15 protein-coding genes and 1 other RNA gene are annotated in these 21219 nt (G+C 71.2%); 4 read left to right on the top strand and 12 right to left on the bottom strand.

The features are described from left to right. Positions 1–24 precede the first annotated feature (24 nt). From BJ958_RS12555 to BJ958_RS12570, 4 genes are read right to left on the bottom strand one after another with little or no spacing between them, the layout of a single operon-like run. Positions 25–1395, bottom strand: coding sequence for an aldehyde dehydrogenase family protein (locus tag BJ958_RS12555; protein WP_179727134.1), 1371 nt, complete (start codon positions 1393–1395; stop codon positions 25–27). Between the two features lie 26 nt (positions 1396–1421). After that, entirely contained in the window at positions 1422–2786 is a 1365-nt protein-coding gene (locus BJ958_RS12560; RefSeq protein ID WP_179727135.1) for a glutamine synthetase family protein, read from the bottom strand. A gap of 40 nt (positions 2787–2826) precedes the next feature. Next, positions 2827–3585, bottom strand: coding sequence for a FadR/GntR family transcriptional regulator (locus tag BJ958_RS12565; protein WP_179727136.1), 759 nt, complete (start codon positions 3583–3585; stop codon positions 2827–2829). A gap of 23 nt (positions 3586–3608) precedes the next feature. After that, positions 3609–5213 carry an amino acid permease gene (locus tag BJ958_RS12570; RefSeq protein ID WP_179727137.1) on the bottom strand — a complete coding sequence of 535 codons (1605 nt, stop codon included), beginning with the start codon at positions 5211–5213 and terminating at the stop codon, positions 3609–3611. A 250-nt stretch (positions 5214–5463) separates the two neighbouring features. On the opposite strand from BJ958_RS12570, the gene BJ958_RS12575 reads away from it, so the two are divergent. After that, positions 5464–7254, top strand: coding sequence for a 5'-nucleotidase C-terminal domain-containing protein (locus BJ958_RS12575; RefSeq protein ID WP_179727138.1), 1791 nt, complete (start codon positions 5464–5466; stop codon positions 7252–7254). A 53-nt stretch (positions 7255–7307) separates the two neighbouring features. On the opposite strand, the gene ssrA is transcribed toward BJ958_RS12575, so the two are convergent. From ssrA to ftsE, 7 genes are all read right to left on the bottom strand, one after another. After that, positions 7308–7677, bottom strand: a transfer-messenger RNA (tmRNA) gene (gene ssrA, locus BJ958_RS12580). A 94-nt stretch (positions 7678–7771) separates the two neighbouring features. Continuing rightward, a complete protein-coding gene (locus tag BJ958_RS12585; RefSeq protein WP_179727139.1) occupies positions 7772–8611 on the bottom strand; it encodes a trypsin-like serine protease in 840 nt (279 codons plus the stop codon). A gap of 72 nt (positions 8612–8683) precedes the next feature. Continuing rightward, positions 8684–9586, bottom strand: coding sequence for an amidohydrolase family protein (locus BJ958_RS12590; protein WP_179727140.1), 903 nt, complete (start codon positions 9584–9586; stop codon positions 8684–8686). Further along, positions 9579–10082 carry an SsrA-binding protein SmpB gene (smpB, locus tag BJ958_RS12595; RefSeq protein ID WP_141797809.1) on the bottom strand — a complete coding sequence of 168 codons (504 nt, stop codon included), beginning with the start codon at positions 10080–10082 and terminating at the stop codon, positions 9579–9581. The genes BJ958_RS12590 and smpB overlap by 8 nt, the downstream gene beginning before the upstream one ends. A gap of 46 nt (positions 10083–10128) precedes the next feature. After that, positions 10129–11427, bottom strand: coding sequence for a peptidoglycan DD-metalloendopeptidase family protein (locus BJ958_RS29045; protein WP_179727141.1), 1299 nt, complete (start codon positions 11425–11427; stop codon positions 10129–10131). Positions 11428–11482: 55 nt separating this feature from the next. After that, positions 11483–12418, bottom strand: coding sequence for a permease-like cell division protein FtsX (gene ftsX / locus BJ958_RS12605; RefSeq protein ID WP_179727142.1), 936 nt, complete (start codon positions 12416–12418; stop codon positions 11483–11485). Positions 12419–12456: 38 nt separating this feature from the next. Continuing rightward, positions 12457–13146, bottom strand: coding sequence for a cell division ATP-binding protein FtsE (gene ftsE, locus BJ958_RS12610; RefSeq protein WP_179727143.1), 690 nt, complete (start codon positions 13144–13146; stop codon positions 12457–12459). Positions 13147–13263: 117 nt separating this feature from the next. Here ftsE and BJ958_RS12615 point away from each other — a divergent pair, with 117 nt between their 5' ends. Together BJ958_RS12615 and BJ958_RS12620 are read left to right on the top strand one after the other, a co-directional pair. Continuing rightward, the gene (locus tag BJ958_RS12615; RefSeq protein ID WP_179727144.1) at positions 13264–13899 is read left to right on the top strand and encodes a hypothetical protein; all 636 of its coding nucleotides are present in this window, start codon (positions 13264–13266) and stop codon (positions 13897–13899) included. Positions 13900–14014: 115 nt separating this feature from the next. Further along, positions 14015–15799 (top strand): zinc-dependent metalloprotease family protein, encoded by a 1785-nt coding sequence (locus tag BJ958_RS12620; protein WP_179727145.1) that lies wholly within the window; start codon positions 14015–14017, stop codon positions 15797–15799. Between the two features lie 200 nt (positions 15800–15999). On the opposite strand, the gene prfB is transcribed toward BJ958_RS12620, so the two are convergent. Further along, complete coding sequence (gene prfB, locus BJ958_RS12625; RefSeq protein WP_179727146.1) at positions 16000–17112, bottom strand: peptide chain release factor 2; 1113 nt, start codon at positions 17110–17112, stop codon at positions 16000–16002. Positions 17113–17329: 217 nt separating this feature from the next. Between prfB and BJ958_RS12630 the strand changes: the two genes are divergently transcribed. Then, positions 17330–21202: a beta strand repeat-containing protein gene (locus BJ958_RS12630; RefSeq protein WP_179727147.1), complete on the top strand. Its 3873-nt coding sequence runs from the start codon at positions 17330–17332 to the stop codon at positions 21200–21202. Positions 21203–21219 lie beyond the last annotated feature (17 nt).

Below are 21219 nucleotides of genomic sequence, written 5' to 3' on the forward strand. Positions count from 1 at the left end.
CGTTCTTCCTTTCGATCGGGTGGGTCAGTCGTGTGCGATGAAGACGTTCTTCTCCTCGGTGAACGCGTTCGGGGCCTCGGGCCCGAGCTCGCGTCCCAGGCCGGACTGCTTGAAGCCGCCGAACGGCGTCCAGTACCGGACCGAGGAATGGGAGTTGACACTGAGGTTGCCCGCCTCGACCGCGCGTGCCACGCGCAGGGCGCGACCGACGTCGCGGGTGAAGATCGACCCCGACAGGCCGTACTCCGTGTCGTTGGCGAGCCGGATAGCGTCGGCCTCGTCGTCGAAGGGCATGACCGCGACGAGCGGGCCGAACACCTCCTCGCGCCACACGGGCGCCCGCGTGTCCTCGGCGACCACGACCGTCGGGGGCAGCCAGAACCCCTCGGCGAAGGACGTGTCGTCGGGCACGCTGCCGGTGATCACCGGCTCGGCGCCGTCGAGGTAACGGGCCACGCTGTCACGCTGCTGCGCCGAGACGAGCGGTCCCATCTCGCTGTCGGGGCTGGCCGGGTCGGCGACCCGCAGGCCCTTGACCGCCGTCTCGAGGCCGGCCATGAAGTCGTCGTACGCCGAGCGCTGGACCAGGATCCGTGACCGGGCGCAGCAGTCCTGCCCAGCGTTGTCGAACACGGCGTACGGCGCCGCGGCCGCCGCCCTGGCCACGTCGGCGTCGGCGAACACGATGTTGGCGCTCTTGCCGCCGAGCTCGAGGGTCACCCGCTTGACCTGGTCGGCGCAGCCGGCCATGATCCGCTTGCCGACCTCCGTGGAGCCGGTGAAGCAGACCTTGCGCACCGCAGGATGGGTCACGAACCGCTCCCCCACCACCGACCCCTTGCCGGGAATCACCGTGAACACGCCCTCCGGGATGCCGGCCTCGAGGGCCAGCTCCCCGAGCCGGATCGCGGTCAGCGGCGTCAGCTCGGCCGGCTTGAGCACCACCGTGTTGCCGGCCGCGAGCGCGGGCGCGAACCCCCAGCCGGCGATGGGCATCGGGAAGTTCCACGGCACGATCACGCCGACGACGCCGAGCGGCTCGCGGAAGGTGACGTCGACGCCCCCGGGCACCGGGATCTGCCGGCCGAAGAGACGCTCCGGTGCGGCCGAGTAGTAGTTGAGCACGTCGCGGACGTTGCCGGCCTCCCACCGGGCGTTGCCCAGGGTGTGGCCGGCGTTGGCGACCTCCAGCTGCGCGAGCTCCTCGAGGTGCGCGTCGACCACGGAGGCGAAGGACCGCAGCAGCCGGGCCCGCTCGCCGGGCGCGAGGTCCCGCCAGGCCGGGAAGGCCGCCTGGGCGCGGGCGATCAGCGCGTCGGTCTCCTCGACCGAGGCCTGGCCGACCTCGGTGATCGGTACGGCGGTCGCCGGGTTGAGGACGGTGACGGTGGACATCTCTCCCTTTCTCGTTTCGTCCGGTCTCACATGCGCTCGAAGCTGCGACGCAGCTCCCAGTCGGTGACGGCGGCGTCGAAGGCGGCGAGCTCGACGTCGGCCATGTTGGTGTAGTGGTCGACCACCTCGTCACCCAGCGCGGCCCGGGCCACGGTCGAGTCACGGAAGGCGTCGCGGGCGGCGCGCAGGGTGCCGGGGACCCGCGGCCGGTCGGAGGCGTAGGCGTTGCCGACCAGTGCGGGCTCGAGGTCGAGCCCCTTCTCGATGCCGTGCAGGCCGCCGGCGAGCATCGCGGCCAGCGCGAGGTACGGGTTCACGTCACCGCCCGGCACCCGGTTCTCCATCCGGGCGCCGGCTCCGCGACCGACCAGGCGGAGCGCGCAGGTGCGGTTGTCCTCGCCCCACGCGATGGTGGTCGGCGCGAACGAGCCGTCGGCGAAGCGCTTGTAGGAGTTGATGTTGGGCGCGTAGAGCAGGGTCAGGTCCGGCATCGTGTCGAGCACCCCGGCGACGAAGGAGTCGTAGAGGGCCGACCGGGTCCCTGACCCCTCGTCCCAGAACGCCAGCGACCCGTCCCTCCCGCGCAGGGACAGGTGGATGTGGCAGGAGTTGCCCTCCCGCTCGTCGTACTTCGCCATGAAGGTGAGCGACTTGCCGTGCGCCGAGGCGATCTCCTTGGCGGCCGTCTTGTAGACCGCGTGGTTGTCGGCGGTGACCAGGGCCTCGTCGTACAGGAAGCCGATCTCGTGCTGACCGTGGTTGCACTCGCCCTTGGAGCCCTCGACGTTCATGCCCGCGCCGTACATGGCGTTGCGGATGTCGCGGATGACCGGCTCGACCCTCGTGCCGCCGAGGATCGAGTAGTCGACGTTGTACTGGTTCGAGGGGGTCAGCCCGACGTAGCACCGCTCGGACGCGGCCTCGTAGGTGTCCTCGAACAGGATGAACTCCAGCTCGGTGCCGGCCAGCGCCGTGTAGCCGAGCTCGGCGGCCCGGTCGAGCTGGGCGCGCAGGACGGCGCGCGGCGAGGCCGCCACCGGGCGGTGGTCGGGCCAGGTCAGGTCGCACTGGACCATCGCCGTGGCGGGCAGGTGCGGCAGCAGCCGCAATGTGGCGAAGTCGGGCACGAACTCCATGTCGCCGTACCCGCGCTCCCACGACGTCATCGCGTAGCCCGGCACCGTGTTCATCTCGACGTCGACGCCGAGCAGGTAGTTGCAGCCCTCGGTGCCGTGCTCGAGGACGACGTCGAGGAAGTACTGCCCGTGCAGGCGCTTGCCCTGCAGCCGGCCCTGCATGTCGGTGAACGCGACGACCACGGTGTCGACCCGGCCGTCGCCGATCATCGTGCGCAGGTCGTCGAGGGTCAGGTGCCGCTCGTTGCGGGTCATGGGTCTCCCTGTCGTCGGTTTGTCGTGGGTGCTCCGCGGCTCAGCCGAGGAGGCCACGCAGCAGTGCGGCCGTGTCGTCGCAGTGCTGCTCCATCGCCCGGCGCGCCCGGACGGGGTCGCCGCCCAGGATCGCGGTGACGATCGCGCGGTGCTGCGTGCTGGAGTGCTCGATGTTGACGTCCAGGACCGGGATGGCCTGGAGCATGTCGTGCAGGCAGGCCTGCACGTCGGTGACCGCCGCAACGGTTCTGGGTGAGCCGGTGACGCCGGCGATCGCGAGATGCAGCCGGGAGTCGGCCTGCCGGTGCTCGGCGGGGTCGCTGGCCCCGTCGACCTCGGCCAGCGCCGTGGTCAGCAACATCCGCTCGCTCGCGCTCAGCTCCCGGCTGGCTGCGAGGTGGCAGGCGCCCGGCTCCACGACCCGGCGGAAGACGAGCGAGTCGAGGAGCTCCTCGCGCCGCTCGGCGATCCCTCCGTCGGCCCGCGGCTCCCCGGGGGCCGACGGCTGGTACGACACCACGGTGCCGCCGCCCCGCCCCCGCGTCGTCCGGACCATCCCCGCGGCCCGCAGTCCGGCGATCGCCTCCCGCAGCGTGGCTCGCGCGACCCCCATCCGGTCGGCGAGCTCACGCTCGGGCGGCAGCGCTGCGCCGTACGCGAACACGCCGAGCCGGATGGCCGTCGCGAGCTGCTCGACACAGCTCTCGAAGGCGTGGTGCCCCCGCACGGGGCGCAGCACGAGGTCGCCGAGAGGACGGGCCGGGTCGAGCTCCGGCGCCGGGTCCGGGGAAGGAGTCATGGTCCGAGTGTCGACCCGCGTGGCTAGAGGGCCCCGGCCGGGTCCGCCTCGTCCACGGTCCGGATCGGTCCCTTGAACCAGTTCTTCGCCGACACCTGCCACCACACGGTGATCCCGAGCAGGATGCCGAGGGTCACGATCGGCGCGTAGTTGACGAACTTCCACTCGAAGTCGTCGCTGAACGGCACCGCCCCCGGCACGAACGGCATCATCAGGTAGATCGAGACGATGACGATCTCGGCGACCGCGAGCGGGTTCATCCACTTGTACTTCGCACCGTTGTTCCACGGTCCGACCTCGAACTTCTCGCCGTGCCGCCAGCGCAGGAAGATCGGGATCGCGAAGGACAGGTAGAGGCCGATCACCGCGATCGAGGTGACGGCGTAGAAGGCGACCGGGATGATCAGCGGAGCCTCCGCAGTGCCGAGGTTGACCTCGATCAGCGCCGGTGCGGTCACGATCGCGCTCACCGCCGCCACCAGCAGCACGGCCCGCGCCGGCACCCGGCTGGCCGTGAGCTGCTGCCAGTGCCGCGAGCCCGGCACCGCACCGTCACGACTGAATGCGTAGAGCATCCGCGACGCCGACGTCATGCACGCCGTCGCGCAGAAGACCTGGGCGGTGGCCGAGATGAAGAGCACGAGCCCGGCCTTGGTGCTGCCCAGCGAGCTGACGAAGACGTAGGCGACACCGCCGGCGCCGACGCCGGCGTTGTCGGGCGCACCGTTGACGCTCGGGATCGCGAAGACCACGGCGAGCAGCAGGACGTAGCCGCCGATGGCCGAGTACGCGATCGACTTCCACAGGCCCTGGGCGGCGCCTTGCGAGGCGCCCTGGGTCTCCTCGGAGAGGTGCACCGAGGCATCGAAGCCGGTGATCGTGTACTGGGTCAGCAGGAAGCCGAACGGGATGATCGCGAGGAAGAAGCCGAGGCTCGAGGTGCTGCCGTCACCGAAGCCGGAGTTGTTGAAGCGCTCGGTGAACACGTAGCCGATGCTCTGGTGCTCGTCCGGGACGACCACCAGCAGGACGACGATCAGCGCGGCCCCGAAGACGTGCCACCAGACCGAGATGTTGTTCATGATCGCCATCAGGTGGCCGCTGAAGATGTTGACGACCGCCGTGAACACCAGGACCACGAGGAAGGTGAGGAACACGCGGGTCAGCGAGTAGTCGGCCGCGTAGCCCTCCGACCACGTGCTGATCGTCAGGTCGATGAAGGTGGCGCAGCCGTAGGCGACACCGGCGGTCACCGCGACCAGGCCGACCAGGTTGAGCCAGCCGGTGTAGAAGCCGGCCCGCGGCCCGCCCAGCTTGGACGCCCACCAGTAGATGCCGCCGGAGGTCGGGTACGACGACACCAGCTCGGACATCGTGAACCCGATGATCAAGATGAACACCGACAGGATCGGCCACGACCAGGAGATCGAGATCGGTCCGCCGTTGTTGAAGCCGGCACCGAAGTTGGTGAAGCAGCCGGCCAGGATCGAGATGATCGAGAAGGAGATCGCGAAGTTGGAGAAGCTCGACCAGCTCCGCTTGAGGTCCTGCTTGTAGCCGAGCTCGGCCAGACGCTTCGCGTCCGCGTCGAGGTGCGGGTCGGCACCCGGGTCGTTCGTCACTGCCATCAGCCGTCCTCTTTCGCCATGGGGAGGGGGAGGTGAACTGGCCGTCAGTGTGTTCCGGACCACGCCGCCCTGTCAATGGTCCGACCTTGAACCTTTAGAGCCGGGCCACCCGGCGTGCGAGGGTCGCAACGCCGCCCACCCGGCGGGGCGGCGCTGCCACGGCCCCGAAACTTCACCATGCAGGGCGTTGACGGGCCGGCACCGGAGGAGAAATGTCGCCAGCAGTCCCCAGCCCCGAAAGGCCAGCCCCGTGCCTCACCTCACCTCCACCGCCCGGCGCCGCCTCGGCGCCGCCGGCACCGCCGTAATCGCCGTCCTCGCCCTCGGCCTGCCACCCACCTCGGCGCACGCCGCCCCGCCGGGTGCACAGCCCGCCGCCTCTCCCACCGCAGTGGGCAAGCTGCTCGCCTTCAACGACTTCCACGGCGCCATCGACCCACCGGTCGGCAGCAGCGGCACCGTGGCCGGCGTCCCGGCAGGGGGCGTGGAGTACCTCGCCCACGAGGTCAAGCGGCTGCGGGCCCAGGCCCAGCTGGAGACCAAGGACGTCTACACCGTCGCGGCCGGCGACCTGGTCGGCGCGAGCCCGCTGGTCAGCGCGGCCTTCCACGACGAGCCGGCGATCGAGGAGATGAACGCGCTCGGTCTGGACGTGACCAGCGTGGGCAACCACGAGTTCGACGAGGGCGTCGACGAGCTGCTGCGGCTGCAGAAGGGCGGGTGCCACCCGACGGACGGCTGCCAGGACGGTGACGGGTTCGCCGGCGCCGACTTCCCGATGCTGGCCGCGAACGTCGTGCGCAAGAGCAACGGCAAGCCGATCCTGCCGGCCTACAAGGTGCGCAAGGTCGGCGGCGTCCCCGTCGGCTTCGTCGGCATGACGCTGGAGGGCACGCCCAGCATCGTCAACCCCAACGGCATCACCTCGGTGGACTTCCTCGACGAGGTCGAGACCGCGAACCGGTACGCCGCCGAGCTGCGCACCCAGGGCGTGAGGTCGATCGTGCTGCTGCTGCACGAGGGCGGCCAGCAGACCTCGACCGACGTCGACCGCTGCGACGGGTTCAGCGGAGCCGTCCAGGCCATCGTCGCCGGCCTCGACCCGGCGTACGGCATCGTGATCAGCGGCCACACCCACCGCTCCTACGTCTGCCACCTGCCCGACTCGGCGGGCGAGGACACCTTGGTGACCAGCGCGGGGACCAACGGCCAGGTCGTCACCGACGTCACCTTCACCGTCAGCCGCGCCACCGGCACGATCGTGTCGGCCAGCGCCGACAACGACCTCGCGATCAACGGCGTGCAGAACCCCGACGGGACCTGGCAGGTGCAGAACGGTGTCCCGGTGCGCAACCCCGCCCTCGTGGACCCCGCAGCGAAGGTGATCGCGGACAAGTACCGAGCCGCCGTCGCCCCCATCGCCAACCGCGTCGTCGGCTCGATCACCGCCGACATCCCCCGTGACAACAACGCCGCCGGCGAGAGCGCCCTCGGCGACGTGATCGCCGACGGGATGATGGCCCGCTCCGCCTCGGCCGCCCCCGACTTCGCGTTCATGAACCCCGGCGGCATCCGGGCGGCCCTGAGCTACGCGGCCAGCCCCGGCGGGGAGGCACCCGGCCAGGTCACGTACGGCGAGGCGTTCACGGTCCAGCCGTTCAACAACCTCGTCGTGACCCGCACCTACACCGGGGCCCAGGTCAAGGACGTCCTCGAGCAGCAGTTCGCCGGGTGGGCGGGCCAGACGACCACCAAGGTCCTCCAGGTCTCCGCAGGCTTCACCTACAGCTACGACGCGACGCTGCCGCTCGGCGGCCGGGTCAGCGACATCCGGCTCAACGGCGTCCCGCTCGACCCCGCCGGGACCTACCGGGTGACGATGAACGACTTCCTCGCCGCCGGCGGCGACTCGTTCACCTCGCTCCGGGTCGGCACCAACCCCGTCTACCAGCCCGGCTTCGACGTCGACTCGTTGACGGCCTACCTCGCCACGGGACCGATCGCGCCCGGGCCGCAGAACCGGATCACCAAGCTGGGCTGAGGCCCTCGGACACAGGAAGCCCGCCGCGGGCAACGCCCGCGGCGGGCTTCCTCCAGTGGAGCTGCGGGGAATCGAACCCCGGTCCTCGAGCGCCGAGCCAGGTCTTCTCCGGGTGCAGTTCGTGCTGGCGTTTTCTCGGCCCCGACGCTCGCACGAACACGTCGTCGACAGGCCCAGTCAGGTTTGAGTCCCGGTCAACCACCCTGACGGCAGTTGATCAGCAAGTCTCCTGGATGACGCCTGGGTCCGGGACGGAGACGGATGCCCGGTCAGACGCTTCGATCACCGCTCAGGCGGCGAGAGCGAAGGAACTGCGCTTAGCGTTGGCAGTTATTGGTTTCCAGCGATCGTTTACGAGATGACGCTGGCTCCTCGACCCGCTTCCCCTGGAACAAACGTCCCAAGTCGAAACCGATCAGCCCCTCTTGAGTTGTGTCGACGTCAGTCTACCCAGTGCCAACCACACAGGCCCACCGGATAATCCCGGTGGGCCTGTGCGAGAGCAACCGAGGCGGCCTCAGCCCAGGAAGCCGGCCAGCCAGTCGGCGACGACGGGGATGTCGATGCGCTGGTAGCCGTCGAGGTAGCGGCAGTTCTGGGTGTAGCCGTACGACGTCACGCCGACGACCTTCCCGTTGAGCCACAGGGAGCCACCCGAGTCACCGAAGCAGGTGCCGCCGGTGCCGAACGGGTCGTTCTCGTTGCCGTTGGTCTGGATGATCTGCGGCGTGATCTTCTGGCCCGGCATCTGCACGTAACGGCGGATGATCGGGTAGCTCATCGGCGTGGGCTTCTGCGAGCCGGTGTCGGCCTGGCGCACCTCGGTGCCGTAGCCGACCGCGGTGAACAGGGTCTTGCGCGGCTGCTTGATGGCGTCCGCGGCGTTGAGCGCGGCGAGCGGGGCCGGCGCGATGGTGACGGCGTGGTCGAGCACGATGACGCCCACGTCGTTCCAGTTGTCGAGGTCGGTGAAGTTGCTGTAGTTCGGGTGCGTGTACGCCGTGCCGGACAGGTAGCCGGCCCCGGTGATGTCGGCGTCGGTGTAGCCGGCGGTGACGTCGCTGGCGACGGGAAGCGGTGAGGGCGGCGCCTCGGCGACCACGCTGTCGAAGGTGACAAGGGTCTTGCCGAGGGTGCCCGACGTGCAGTGGGCGGCGGTGACCAGGACGGTCGGGCTGACCAGCGTCGCCGAGCAGCGGAACCGGCCGTCGGCGTCGTAGAACGCGATCATCGCGACGTTGGGGTGGGTGTCACCGTCGACGGTGCCACCGGTGCTGGCCGACGCCGGCGAGGTCGGGACGACGAGACCCAGGCCGGCCAGGGCGGCGACGGCGAGGGCCAGGAGACGAGCGCGCATGGTTCTCCTTCGTGCTGGGTGTGCGGAGGACCAGTCCAGCACCACGAAGCGGTCCGGGGAAGTGCGCTCAGGTCAAGAATCTGCGGTCGGGGGCCCGAACAACCGGACAGCGTTGTGCCAGCAGACGTCCCGCAGCCAGTCGTCGCCGAGCTCCAGGCGCGCCAGCCCTTCGAGCTGGTGGTGGTACGGGTACGGGATCGTCGGGAAGTCCGACCCGAGCAGCACCTTGGGCTGCAGGTCCCGCACCCGCGGCAGCAGCTCGCGTGGGTAGCTGCCGTCACGGTCGAAGAAGTCGGTGAAGACCATGGTGGTGTCGAGGTGAACGTTGTCGTGCTGCTCGGCGAGGACCAGGAAGTCGTCGTACTCCGGGGCCCCCATGTGGGCGATGACCAGCCGCAGCCGCGGGAAGCGACGCAGCAGCCGGGCGACCGAGTCCGGCCCGGTGAACTCGTTGCCGACCGGGCCCGACCCGGCGTGCACGGTCACCGGGGTGCCGGCGTCCTCGAGGACGCCCCAGACCGGGTCGAGGAGCGGGTCGTCGGCGACGAACTCCCCCACCTGCAGGTGGATCTTGAAGATCCGGACCCCGTCGTCGACCAGCTGGGCGACGTACTCCTCCGCCTCGGGCTCGGGGTAGAACGTCGCCGAGCGCAGCACCTCGGGAGCCGTCGCCGCGAAGTCGCGCGACCAGTCGTTGAGGTACGACGCCACACCCGGCTTGTGGGCGTAGGGGTGGGTCGGGAAGGCGCGCAGGCCGAAGGACCGCAGCAGCTCGAGCCGCTCCTCGTGCGAGTCGCGGTAGCGGATCGGCCAGGGTCGACCGATCTTCGGTCCGGCCTCGTCGAAGACCCGCCACACGGCCCGCTGGATGTTGGGCGGCAGGAAGTGCGTGTGCACGTCGAACAGCCCGGGCAGCCCGAGCGGCTCCCAGAACCCCCGCACCCCGCGGACGTCCGCGGATCGGTCCTCAGTCACTCATGCCCTTGAGCCGGCGACCGATCGCCTCCTGCTTCTCGCGGTCGGCGGTGCGCTCGGCGATGGCCTGCCGCTTGTCCCACGACTTCTTGCCCTTGGCGAGGCCGATCTCGACCTTGGCGCGGCCCTTGACGAAGTAGAGCGAGAGCGGGATGACGGTGTGGCCCTTCTCGCTGACCTTGCGCTCGATCTTGTCGATCTCGACCCGGTTGAGGAGCAGCTTGCGCTTGCGGCGGGCGGCGTGGTTGGTCCACGTGCCCTGGGCGTACTCGGGGATGTGGACACCGTGCAGCCAGGCCTCACCGCCCTCGATGTCGACGAACCCGTCGACCAGGCTGGCGCGGCCCATGCGCAGCGACTTCACCTCGGTGCCCTGCAGCACCATGCCGGCCTCGAAGGTGTCCTCGATGTGGTAGTCGTGGCGCGCCTTCTTGTTGGACGCGACGAGCTTGCGCCCGCTCGCGTCCTCCTGCTTCGCACCCGACTTCTTGGCCATGCCCCGATTCTCTCAGTACGGCGCAACGGGGTTTGCCGGAGGTGCCCTACAGGTAGCCCATCGGGTCGACGGTCTCGCCGTTGCGCATCACGATGAAGTGCAGGTGGCAGCCGGTCGACCAGCCCGTGGAGCCGGAGTACCCGACCACCTGGCCGCGGGCGACCTTCGCACCCTCCTTCACGGCGTACCTGCTCATGTGGTTGTAGACCAGGACGATGTCGGCCCCGTTGACCTTGCCGATCGCGAGGTAGAGGCGGTTGCCGTAGATCTCGTCGTAGTACTCGTCGATCACGGTGCCGGACTCGCCGGCCCACAGCGCCGCACCACAGCCGGTGCCGAAGTCGGTGCCGTTGTGCAGGCCCCAGTAGCCGTAGATCGGGTGGATCCGGTAGCCGTACGGCGACGTCACGGGGCCCGGGCCGGGGCGGGCGAGCAGGCCGGCGGTGTCGCCGTTGTAGCTGCCGCCCTGCTTCTTCGACAGCTCGATGATCTTCTGCCGGATCCGCGCCTCGCGCTTCTCGAGGCGGCGCAGCGCCTCGCGGTCGGCCTCACGGGCGGCGACGACCTCCTTGCGCAGGCCCTTGTTGTGCGCCACGAGGTCCTCGACCTCGGCCGTGGTGGCCGCGGCCTGGTTGACCAGCGCCTGCACGGTCGCGACGTTGTCGTCGGCCGCCTTCTTGGCGGCGGCGACCTCGTCGCGGGCCGCCCGGACCGCGGCGCGCTGCTGCTCCATGGCGTCCTCGGCGGCGACGAGGGCGACCAGCGCGTCGTGCTGGCGACCCATCACGAGGTCGTTGGCGGTCTCCCCCATCAGCACGTCCTCGATGCTGCCCGCGTCGGCGTACGCCGCCAGCAGGGCGAGCCGGGTGTCCCCGGACGTCGCGATGCCGATGACGGTGTCGCGGCTGGCGTCGCGCTGGGCGGCGACGTCGGCGCGGGCCTGCGCCAGCGCGGCCCGGGCGGTCGCCAGCTTGTCCTGCGCCGCGCTCAGCTCGGTGGCCAGCGTCGCGGCGGCCGCCTGGGCGTTGGCCAGGTCGGCCTGCACCGAGGCGAGCCGCGAACGGGCGCTGACCAGCCGGGCCTTGGCCTTCTCGAGCCGCTGGGCGATCTTGGCGACCTTCTGGCTGGCCTCGTGGATGTCGCCCTTGACGCTGGCGATCTCGCCCTTGACGTGGTTCTGCTTGTCCTTGAGGTCGTCGCGGTCGTCGGCATGGGCCAGCGGGACGGCCAGCCCGGCCACGGCGACGAGGGTGGCGACGGCGGTCACCAGCCACTGGGGGTGGGCCCACACGGGCAGCCTGTCGAGGGCACGGCGCAGCCACGGGGCGCTGGGGAAGAAGCGCACGGTAAGACCAATCAGTGTTCGGGGAAGTGAACCCCTCGACCGTAGCCGCCGACGATCAGACTTTGACGTATTTGCGGGTCAGCAGGAGTGTCGGGATCAGCGTGAGCGCCGGGCCGAGCAGCACGATGCCCGGCGGGAAGAGCCCGAACAGCGCCTGGGTGTAGTCGCCCCAGTCGACCCACGGCAGGAACGACACGTGGTCGGACAGGGCCTGGTCGACCCCCCAGTGCTGGAAGGCGGCGAGCACGCCGGCAGCCAGGGCGACGCCGATGATCGCGGCCACCAGCGACTCGAGGAGGAACGGCAGCGCGATGTAGAGCGTCGAGGCGCCGACCAGGCGCATGATCGCGATCTCGCGCCGGCGGGCCAGGGCCGCCAGCCGGATCGTGTTGGTGACCTGCAGCAGCGCCGCGAACAGCAGGAAGCCCGCGCCGATCCAGGAGCCGTACTTCAGCACGGTCATGATCCCGAAGATCTGTCCCAGCGCCTTGCGCTGGTCCTTGATGCCGGAGACGCCGTCGAGACCCTCCAGCGCGCTGATGATGCCGTCGGCACGCTCCGGGGTCTTGAGGGTGACCCAGTACGCCGCGGGCCAGCCCTCGGCGGTCACGATCGGGTCGGGTCCGGTGTACGACGACTCCGGGAGGGTCTCCTTCGCCTTCTCGAAGCCCTCCTCCTTCGACTGGTAGGCGAACGAGCGGACCTCGTCGTTGCCCTTGATCTCCTTCTCGATCCGCTGCTGCTGGTCGGCGGTGACCTCACCGCTCGCGCAGTTGGGGCTGTGGGAGGGGTCGTCGTCGGTGCACAGGTTGACGAGGATCTTCAGCTCGTCGCCCAGGCTGTCGCGGGCGACCGTGGCCTCACGCTGGACGAGGATGCCGATGCCGGCCAGCGAGAGGGACACGAAGAGCGTGAGGATCACCGCGAGGTGCATCGACAGGTTGCGACGCAGGCCGGTGCGGAGCTCGGTGAAGACGTAGCGAAGCTGCATGAGGAAGGCTCTCTGGATCGGGCTGGATCGGATCCGGGTCAGTGCTGGAAGCCGTAGCTGCCGGACGCCTCGTCGCGCACGACCACGCCGTTGTCGAGCTCGATCACCCGCTTGGTGAACTGGTCGACGATGCCGTGGTCGTGGGTGGCCATCACGACCGTGGTGCCGGTCTCGTTGATGTCGCCGAGGAGGTTCATGATGCCCACCGACGTGGCCGGGTCGAGGTTTCCGGTCGGCTCGTCGGCGATGAGGATCATCGGGCGGTTGACGAACGCGCGGGCGATGGCCACCCGCTGCTGCTCGCCGCCGGACAGCTCGTCGGGCATCCGGTCGCCCTTGTCCTTGAGGCCCACCAGCTCCAGCGTCTCGGGCACGACCTTGGCGATCTCACGCCGCGACTTGCCGATCACCTGCTGGGCGAACGCGACGTTCTCCGCGACCGTCTTGTTGGGCAGCAGCCGGAAGTCCTGGAAGACGGTGCCGATCTGGCGCCGCAGCCGCGGCACCTTCCAGCCGGCCATCCGGTTGATCTCCTTGCCGGCGACGTGCACCCGACCCGTGGTCGGGCGCAGCTCGCGCAGCACCAGTCGCAGCGCCGTCGACTTGCCGGATCCCGACGTACCGACGAGGTAGACGAACTCGCCCTTGTCGATGTCGAGGGTGACCTGGTCGAGCGCCGGCCGACCGGGGCCCGGGTAGCGCTTGGTGACCTTCTCGAAGCGAATCACTGACCTGACGGTACGCCACCGCCGAAGCCGACCGGTGGACCCGTCGCCGGTGGGTCGCCGGCACGTCAGGCACGTCACGTCGCGGGTTCCGAACAGGGCGTCGGTAGGGTGACGTCCGTGCCGATGGTCCTGCGTGCGCTGCTGCTCTCAGCGCTGCTCACGCTCGTGCCCGTCGCCATCGGCGTGGCCGTCTCCGGCGACGCCACGCTGTCGCGCGAGCCGGCTGCCTACAAGGGCACCGACCTGGCCGACTTCGACACCACGAAGGCCGTCGTGCAGCGCGCGCCGTTCTGCGACCTGGTGCCGGCGGCCGCGGTGACGAAGGCGCTCGGGACGAAGGCGACGCTGGCGGCCTACGACAACGGCGAGAAGTCCGACGCCTTCCCGGGCGGCGACGTCCCCCACGAGTACGGCTGCCGCTTCTCCCCCTCCGACACGGCCGTCGTCGGCGAGGCGCGGGGCTGGGTGTTCGCGCCGCCGGTCACCACGGACGCGGCACAGGCGATGGCCGAGGCCTCGCTCACCAAGGCCTGCACGGCCCTGCCCGCCGCGCCGGCGTACGGCGCCCCGTCGGCGGGCGTGCTCTGCCCCGGCGACGGCGTGCAGACGGTGTCCTTCCGGGGCCTGTTCGGCGACGCCTGGCTGGCCTGCAGCCTGACCCTGCCGAGCGCCGTCGCCCAGGACGAGCTGGTCCGGCGCGCCGGGCGCTGGTGCGTGGCCGTCGCGCAGGCCGCCTCGGTCCCGCTCACCTGACCCACCGGGCCGATCGGGGCCGGTCGGGGGTCGATCGGGCACACTTGCCGGGACTACGTCCCGACCTCGTCGTCGACCCTTCAGCACGGTCCCGCAGCGGACCGATCGTGTCCCCATGCAGCACGCCCTGCGCAGAGGGACTCTCGGACTCGCCGGACTGGCACTCGCCGTCGGCACGCTCAACCTGCCCGCCGCCGCGGCGCCCGATCCCGACGTTCCGGGCCTGACCGCGTCCGAGCAACGACTGCTGGACGCCGACCCGTCGCTGGACGTGGCGCGCGACGGCACCCTGTTCGCGGTCGACGACTGGGTCCCGCCGGCCGCCGCCCCCGATGCGACGACGTCGGACGCGCCGCCGCCGGCGGTCGCCGAGACCCTCGCCGCCGCCGCGGACGTCCCCACCTTCTCCCTGCACAGCCGACCCGGCGCGGCCCGCAGCATCTACCTCGACTTCGACGGCGGCAGCCTGCTCGCCACCAACTCGTGGCTCCTCAACGGCCTCAACAGCCTGCTGTTCGGCGGCTGGTCGCTGGACGCGCTGACGCTGCTGTTCTCGGACTCCGAGCAGGCCGTGATCCGCGAGGTGTGGGCCCGGGTCGCCGAGGACTTCGCCCCCTGGGACGTGGACGTGACCACCCAGGAGCCGCTGTACGGCGGCCTGTTCCGGGTCTCCAGCAACGACCCGACGTACGGCGCCCGCGTGGCGTTCACCAACGACGGCTCGGTGCAGACCCAGCTGTGCGGCGGTGGGTGCGGCGGCATCGCCTGGATCGGGACCTACAACGAGATCGCCTCGGGCGAGCAGCACAGCCCGGCATGGGTGTTCCCGGCCTCGCTGGGCCAGAAGGCCAAGAACATGGCGGACGCGGCCGCGCACGAGGCCGGCCACACGCTGGGTCTCTCGCACGACGGCACCGGCTCCAGCGGCTACTACGGCGGCACCCCGCTGTGGGGACCGATCATGGGCAGTCCCTACAGCTCGGCGATCACGCAGTGGTCGCGCGGCGACTACTCCGGGGCCAACAACCACGAGGACGACCTCGCGGTGATCGGCGCGCACGGACTCCCGCTGCGCACCGACGAGGCGGGCAGCACGCCCGCGACGGCCGCCGACCTGACGACGCTGCCTGATGACGGCGGCGTCATCTCGACCCCGGCGGACAGCGACTGGTACGCCCTGACCGGCTGCGCCGGCACGCTCACCGCGACCGCCTCACCGGCGGGCGTCGGGCCGGACCTCGACGTCACCCTCGAGCTGCGCGACGCCTCCGGCAACGTGATGGCCTCCAGCGCACCCCAGACCTACCGCACCTCGACCGGCGCGATCAGCGGGATGGGCGCCTCGCTCACCGTCCCCCTGGTCGGCGGCCCCTACTACCTCGCCGTGTCGGGCGGCGGCTCCGGGCCCGGTGGCGCCAGCGGCTGGGCCACCAGCGGCGGTGGGTACGACGACTACGGCAGCCTCGGCCGCTACCAGCTCTTCATGGCGGGCTGCGCCGGTGGCACCGGCGTACCCGTCCCCCCGGACACCGAGATCCCCTTCGACCCGTCCGGCGACCCCGACCCCGCGCCCCCCGGGCTGCCCACCTCCCGGCCGGGCACGCCGCACGCTCCCTCCGCGAAGAAGGGCGCCCGGGGCGGCCGGATCACCATCGACGTGCGCTGGACCCCGCCCGCCAGCGGGGGCGGCACGATCACCGGCTACGCGCTGCAGGTGTTCCGGCTCGACGCCCACGGTCGTGTCCTGTCGCGCACCACGACCGGCGTGCTGCCCGGCCAGGCCACCGGCGCCGAGGTCCGGCTGCCGCGCAAGGGCCGCTGGGCCGTGCGGCTCCGGGCCCGCAACGACCTCGGCTGGGGCGCGTACAGCCCCCGGTCGGCGCCCGCGAAGGGACGCTGAGTCGTTCTGGCGCTCGCTTCGCTCGCGCATGTCGGGCGGCACTCAGCCGCATCTCGTGCGAGCGCGCACGGCGTGCGGCTGAGTCTCGTCGCGCCGCCCGCCGTTTCTGGACGGAGGAGCGAGCGAGGAACGAGCGAGCGGGGGAGGAAGAAGCGGCGTCACAAGGCGGCGCGACATGCGCGAGCGAAGCGAGCGCCAGATTACTCCGCCTGCTCGGCGCCGCGGCGCCAGCGGATGCCGGCCTCGAGGAAGCCGTCGATCTCGCCGTCGAAGACGGGCTGCGGGTTGCCGGTCTCGTAGCCGGTGCGCAGGTCCTTGACGATCTGGTACGGGTTGAGCACGTAGTTGCGCATCTGGTCGCCCCAGCTGGCGGCGACGTCGCCCTTGAGGTCCTTCTTGAGCGCGGCCTCCTCGGCCTTCTTCTTCGCGAGGAGCTTGGCCTTGAGGACGATCATCGCGGCGGCCTTGTTCTGCAGCTGCGACTTCTCGTTCTGGCACGACACCACGATGCCGGTGGGCAGGTGGGTGAGGCGGACCGCGGAGTCGGTCGTGTTGACCGACTGGCCGCCGGGGCCGCCGGAGCGGAACACGTCGACGCGGATCTCGTTCTCGTCGACCTCGATCTCGTCGGTCTGCTCGAGCTGCGGGACGACCTCGACCGCGGCGAACGAGGTCTGGCGACGGCCCTGGTTGTCGAACGGGCTGATCCGGACCAGGCGGTGCGTGCCGACCTCGACGGACAGCGTGCCGTAGGCGTACGGCGCGTGGATCGCGAACTCCGCCGACTTGATGCCGGCCTCCTCCGCGTAGGAGATGTCGTAGACCTCGACGGGGTACTTGTTGCGCTCGGCCCAGCGGGTGTACATCCGCATCAGCATCTCGGCGAAGTCGGCGGCGTCGACGCCACCGGCGCCGGAGCGGATCGTGACGATGGCCTCGCGCTCGTCGTACTCGCCGGAGAGCAGCGTGCGGACCTCGAGGCCCTCGACGGCGGTCTTGACCCGGGCGAGCTCGGCGTCGGCCTCGGCGAGGGTGTCGGCGTCGCTCTCCTCGGCAGCGAGCTCGGCGAGGACGCCGAGGTCCTCGATGCGCTGCTGGAGGCCGCGGAACCGCTCGACCTGGCCCTGCAGCGAGGAGAGCCGGCCGGTGACCCGGGTGGCGTTGGCCTGGTCGTCCCACAGGTCGGGGGCGGCGACCTGCTCGCCGAGCTCGGCGATCTCACGCTCCATCTTGGGCAGGTCGAGGACCTGCTCGATGGTGTGCATCGTCGCAGTCAGCTGCTTGATCTCGGCGTCGTAGTCGGGGCCTGCCACAAGGAGCAAGGTTACGGCGCGCGCCCGGAATCACGCAGCCGGGGCGACCGCGCGCCCGCCGGGCCCGCTCCCGAAGGTAAAGAAAACGTGAACCCTTCTCAGAAAACCGGTGTGCCCGGCGTCACAACCTGCTTGAATCCCGCTCACTCCCTCCGCCACACGGTCCCCGTGTCCGTACCTCTCGGGTGGCACCCCCCTCCTGACGGGACGGTGACGCATGCTCCCTGCGCCGATCGACAACACACTCCTGCCCGCGGGCCGCCGACGCGCGGCGCGCTCCTTCCGACGACGGATGGCGTGGCTCAGCGTCCTCGCGACGATCGTCGCGGGCCTGGTCACGACGACCGGCATCGCGCCGGCGAGCGCCGACCAGGCCAGCGGCGACGACGCGGTCACGTGGAACACCGGGTGGGCGTGGACCTACCAGACGACCTTCCAGTACGTCGGCGACACCGCGAACGTCACGATCAACGAGAACGTGACCTACACGGTGGCGGGTGTCGAGAACTTCCAGGGACACAGCGCCTACAAGCTCACCATCACCGGCACCATCACCGGCGGCAGCGGCTCGGCGAGCACGCCGCAGGGCAACGCCAACCTCAGCAACTTCTCCGGTTCCGTGAGCGGCACGAAGTACGTGCGCCGCTCCGACCTGGCCCTGCTGCAGGAGAAGCAGCACCAGAACCTCGCCGCGAAGGCCTCGATCTCGATCATCTCGGTGAACATCACCGCGGCCATCGACCTCGAGATGACCCCGCGCGGCGGCTGGGAGGCCATCGACTTCCCGATCGAGGCCGGCCAGACCTGGCAGAACGACGTGGACGTCGACTACACCGGCGGCTTCACCTACGACGCCGGCAGCCTCGGCGGCAGCGGCGGCAGCCCGTTCGACGGCACGTTCTCGCTCGACGCCCCGGCCAACGTCACCAACGCGACCGCGAGCGTCCCGGTGGGCACCATCGCGACCCGCAGGGTCCACTCGCAGAACGCGGACGCCTCGATGGTGAGCACCCACTGGTGGTCGCCGAACCACCGCAACGACGCGCAGGAGTACCTCAAGCTCCCGCTCGACGGCGCCGTGCTGACCATCGACCGCAAGCTGTCCAACGCGACCGTCCCGGCCCCGTCCACCAGCCTCACCGAGACGCTCACCCCGTCCCTGACGTGTGCCGGCGCCGACGTCACCGTGGCCGGCAAGCTGGGCACCGGCGCCGCCGGCGTCCCGGTGGGCGTCACCCTCGACAAGTCGCCCCTGTCACCGGGCCAGGGCATCTCCGTGAGCACCACGACCACCGCGGGTGGCAACTACACCGCGACCCTCACCGCGCCCGCCGAGTCCGACGGCCTGCAGAAGGGCGGCGTCCGCGGCACCTGGGGCGTCCTCGTCACCGCCGGCGGCGTGACGAGCGTGTCCACGCTCGTCGTCACCCCGAAGAACTGCTCCGCCCTGACCTACGACGGCGCCACCTCCGCACCGCAGGGCAGCACCGCCACGGTCCGGGCCACGCTGACCGACCGCACCGGTGCCAGTGCCGCCGGACGCACCGTCACGTTCAGCCTCGCGGGCGGCGCGACGGCCAACGCCACGACCGACGCGTCCGGTGTCGCGGAGACCCAGATCTCGGTCGCGGGTCCCCCGCGCACCGCGACCCTGACGGCGTCGTACGCCGGCGACGCCGGCCACGAGCCCGCCTCGACGCAGACCTCGTTCGCGGTCGGCACGATCCCGACCACCACCTCCGTCGTCGCCCAGCCCGGCGTCGTGACCATCGGCGACCCGGTCCGCTTCACCGCCACGGTGACCCCGAGCCACGGAGGCAACCCGGGCGGCACCGTCCTGTTCAACGTCGACGGCGCCGACTTCGGCTCCGCGATCCCGCTCAGCGGCGGCCAGGCCACGAGCGCCCAGCTCTCGACCCTCGGCCTCGGCTACCACACCGTGATCGCCACCTACAGCGGCACCAGCGACCACACCGGCAGCACCTCGAGCTCGGTCACCTTCCGGGTCCGCGAGCCGCTGCTCGCCACCAGCACCTCCTCGTCGGTCTCCCCCGGATCGGCGGTCCACGGCCAGCCGGTCACCCTGTCCGCGAGCGTCACCACCGGCGCCGGCACCCCCACCGGTGACGTCGTCTTCACCGTCGGCGGCACCGAGGTCGGCCGCGCCGGCGTCGACACGAGCGGCAACGCCTCCACCGTGGTCACCGACCTCCCGGTCGGCTCCAACCAGGTCGTGGCCAGCTACACCGGCGACGACGTGTACGCCGGCAGCACGGCCACCCAGCGCACCGTGAACGTCGCCAAGGCAGCCGTCTCGGTCGCCCTGGCGGGCCCGCCGGGCAGCACGGTCAGCGGCCAGGCAGCGGGCTACACGGCGACCGTCACGGTCGAGGCCCCGGGCGGCGGTACGCCGGCCGGCCAGGTCCAGCTCCTCGTCGACGGCAGCAACGTCGGCGGCCCCGTCACGCTCGACAACGGCGTCGCGGTCTTCGCGCCGGTCACCTCCCTCGGTGCCGGCACCCACACCGTCGAGGCCCGCTACGCCGGCAACGCCGACTACCTCGCCGGCGCCGACCAGCTCGAGCAGGACGTCGACGCGGCCGACACCACCACCGTGGTGCAGGCGAACCCGTCGCCGTCGGTGCAGGACCAGAACGTCACCCTCACCGCCTCGGTGGCCGCCGTCAGCCCCGGCACCGGCGCGCCCAGCGGCACGGTGACCTTCTACGCCGGCACCGACGCCCTCGGTGCCGTCCCGCTCGTGGCCTCGGCCTCGGGAAGCCTCGCCACCCTCGACGTCGACGACCTGCCGGCGGGCACGCACCAGGTCACCGCCCGCTACGCCGGCGACGACGACTACCGCGCCAGCGAGTCCGAGGCCGTCGCCCACACGGTGATCCCGGGCACGGCGGTCGTGGCCACCACGACCACGCTGACGTCGAGCGCCAACCCGTCGACGTACGGCACCGGGGTGAGGTTCCGCGCGAGCGTCACCGCCGAGGGCGACACCCCGGCCGGCACCGTGCAGTTCTCGCTCGACGGCCAGGACCTCGGCGGCCCCGTGGCCCTCGAGGACGGCGTCGCGGTGAGCCCGCAGGTCGACTCCGCGGAGCCCGGTGACCACACGGTCATCGCCAGCTTCGACGCAGCGCCGGGCTTCTCCGGCAGCGGCGACATCCTCACCCAGTCGGTCGGGACCGGGACCGCGGACGTGTCCATCACCTCCTCGGCCGCCTCCTCCGGCGTCGGCGAGGGCGTCCAGTTCACCGCCGAGGTCACCTCGCAGGCCGGCCTCGCCCCGACCGGTGTCGTGCAGTTCTCGGTCGACGGCCACCCGGTCGGCTCCGCCGTCACCCTGGTGGACGGGGCCGCGACCAGCGCGACCCTCGCCGACCTGGCGCCGGGCACCCACACCGTCGCGGTGCTCTACTCGGGCGACCTGCGCTACGGCGCCGGCACCGCGGACCTGACCCAGGTCGTCGGCGTCATCGCGACCACCACCGGGCTGGTGCTCGACAAGACCTTCGCGGTCCACGGCGACCCCGTCACCCTGACCGCGACCGTGACCCCGGCCGAGGGCCGGCTCGGCTCGCCGACGGGCGCCGTCAGGTTCACCGAGAACGGGCAGGTGGTCGCGACGGCCACGCTCGCTCCCGGGGCGGGCACCACCGCCGTGGCCACCGCGACGGTCTCCGGGCTCACCGCGGGCGACCACGCGATCAAGGCGGAGTACGCCGGCACCAACCGCTTCGGCGCCAGCATGTCCGGTGCCCGCAGCATCGCGGTGGCCAAGCAGGCGACCGCGATCCAGGCCACGCCTGCAGTCGTCTCGCTGACCCCGCTGCTGCTCCCGCTCGGCCAGCTCCGGGCGACGGTGACGTCGGGTGGCAACCCGCTGGCGGGCGTACCGCTGGAGTTCCGCATCGGCGCGAAGCTCGTCTGCACCACCGTGACCAACGAGTCCGGGTTCGCCGTGTGCAACGCGGCCGCCCAGGTCCTGCAGCTCACCCTCCTCGGTGGCTACAACGTCACCTTCGCCGGTGACGCCAACCACCTCTCCTCCACGGCGCACGGCGCCATCCTGAAGTGAGGCGTGCTCCCATGAAA

The organism is Nocardioides kongjuensis (assembly GCF_013409625.1).
Classification (GTDB): Bacteria; Actinomycetota; Actinomycetes; order Propionibacteriales; family Nocardioidaceae; genus Nocardioides; species Nocardioides kongjuensis.

Excerpts from the sequence above, each read along its gene's own strand:
- BJ958_RS12555 (WP_179727134.1), bottom strand. The coding sequence starts at position 1,395 with ATGTCCACCGTCACCGTCCTCAACCCGGCGACCGCCGTACCGATCACC.
- BJ958_RS12560 (WP_179727135.1), bottom strand. The coding sequence starts at position 2,786 with ATGACCCGCAACGAGCGGCACCTGACCCTCGACGACCTGCGCACGATG.
- BJ958_RS12565 (WP_179727136.1), bottom strand. The coding sequence starts at position 3,585 with ATGACTCCTTCCCCGGACCCGGCGCCGGAGCTCGACCCGGCCCGTCCT.
- BJ958_RS12570 (WP_179727137.1), bottom strand. The coding sequence starts at position 5,213 with ATGGCAGTGACGAACGACCCGGGTGCCGACCCGCACCTCGACGCGGAC.
- BJ958_RS12585 (WP_179727139.1), bottom strand. The coding sequence starts at position 8,611 with ATGCGCGCTCGTCTCCTGGCCCTCGCCGTCGCCGCCCTGGCCGGCCTG.
- smpB (WP_141797809.1), bottom strand. The coding sequence starts at position 10,082 with ATGGCCAAGAAGTCGGGTGCGAAGCAGGAGGACGCGAGCGGGCGCAAG.
- ftsX (WP_179727142.1), bottom strand. The coding sequence starts at position 12,418 with ATGCAGCTTCGCTACGTCTTCACCGAGCTCCGCACCGGCCTGCGTCGC.
- BJ958_RS12620 (WP_179727145.1), top strand. The coding sequence starts at position 14,015 with ATGCAGCACGCCCTGCGCAGAGGGACTCTCGGACTCGCCGGACTGGCA.
- BJ958_RS12630 (WP_179727147.1), top strand. The coding sequence starts at position 17,330 with ATGCTCCCTGCGCCGATCGACAACACACTCCTGCCCGCGGGCCGCCGA.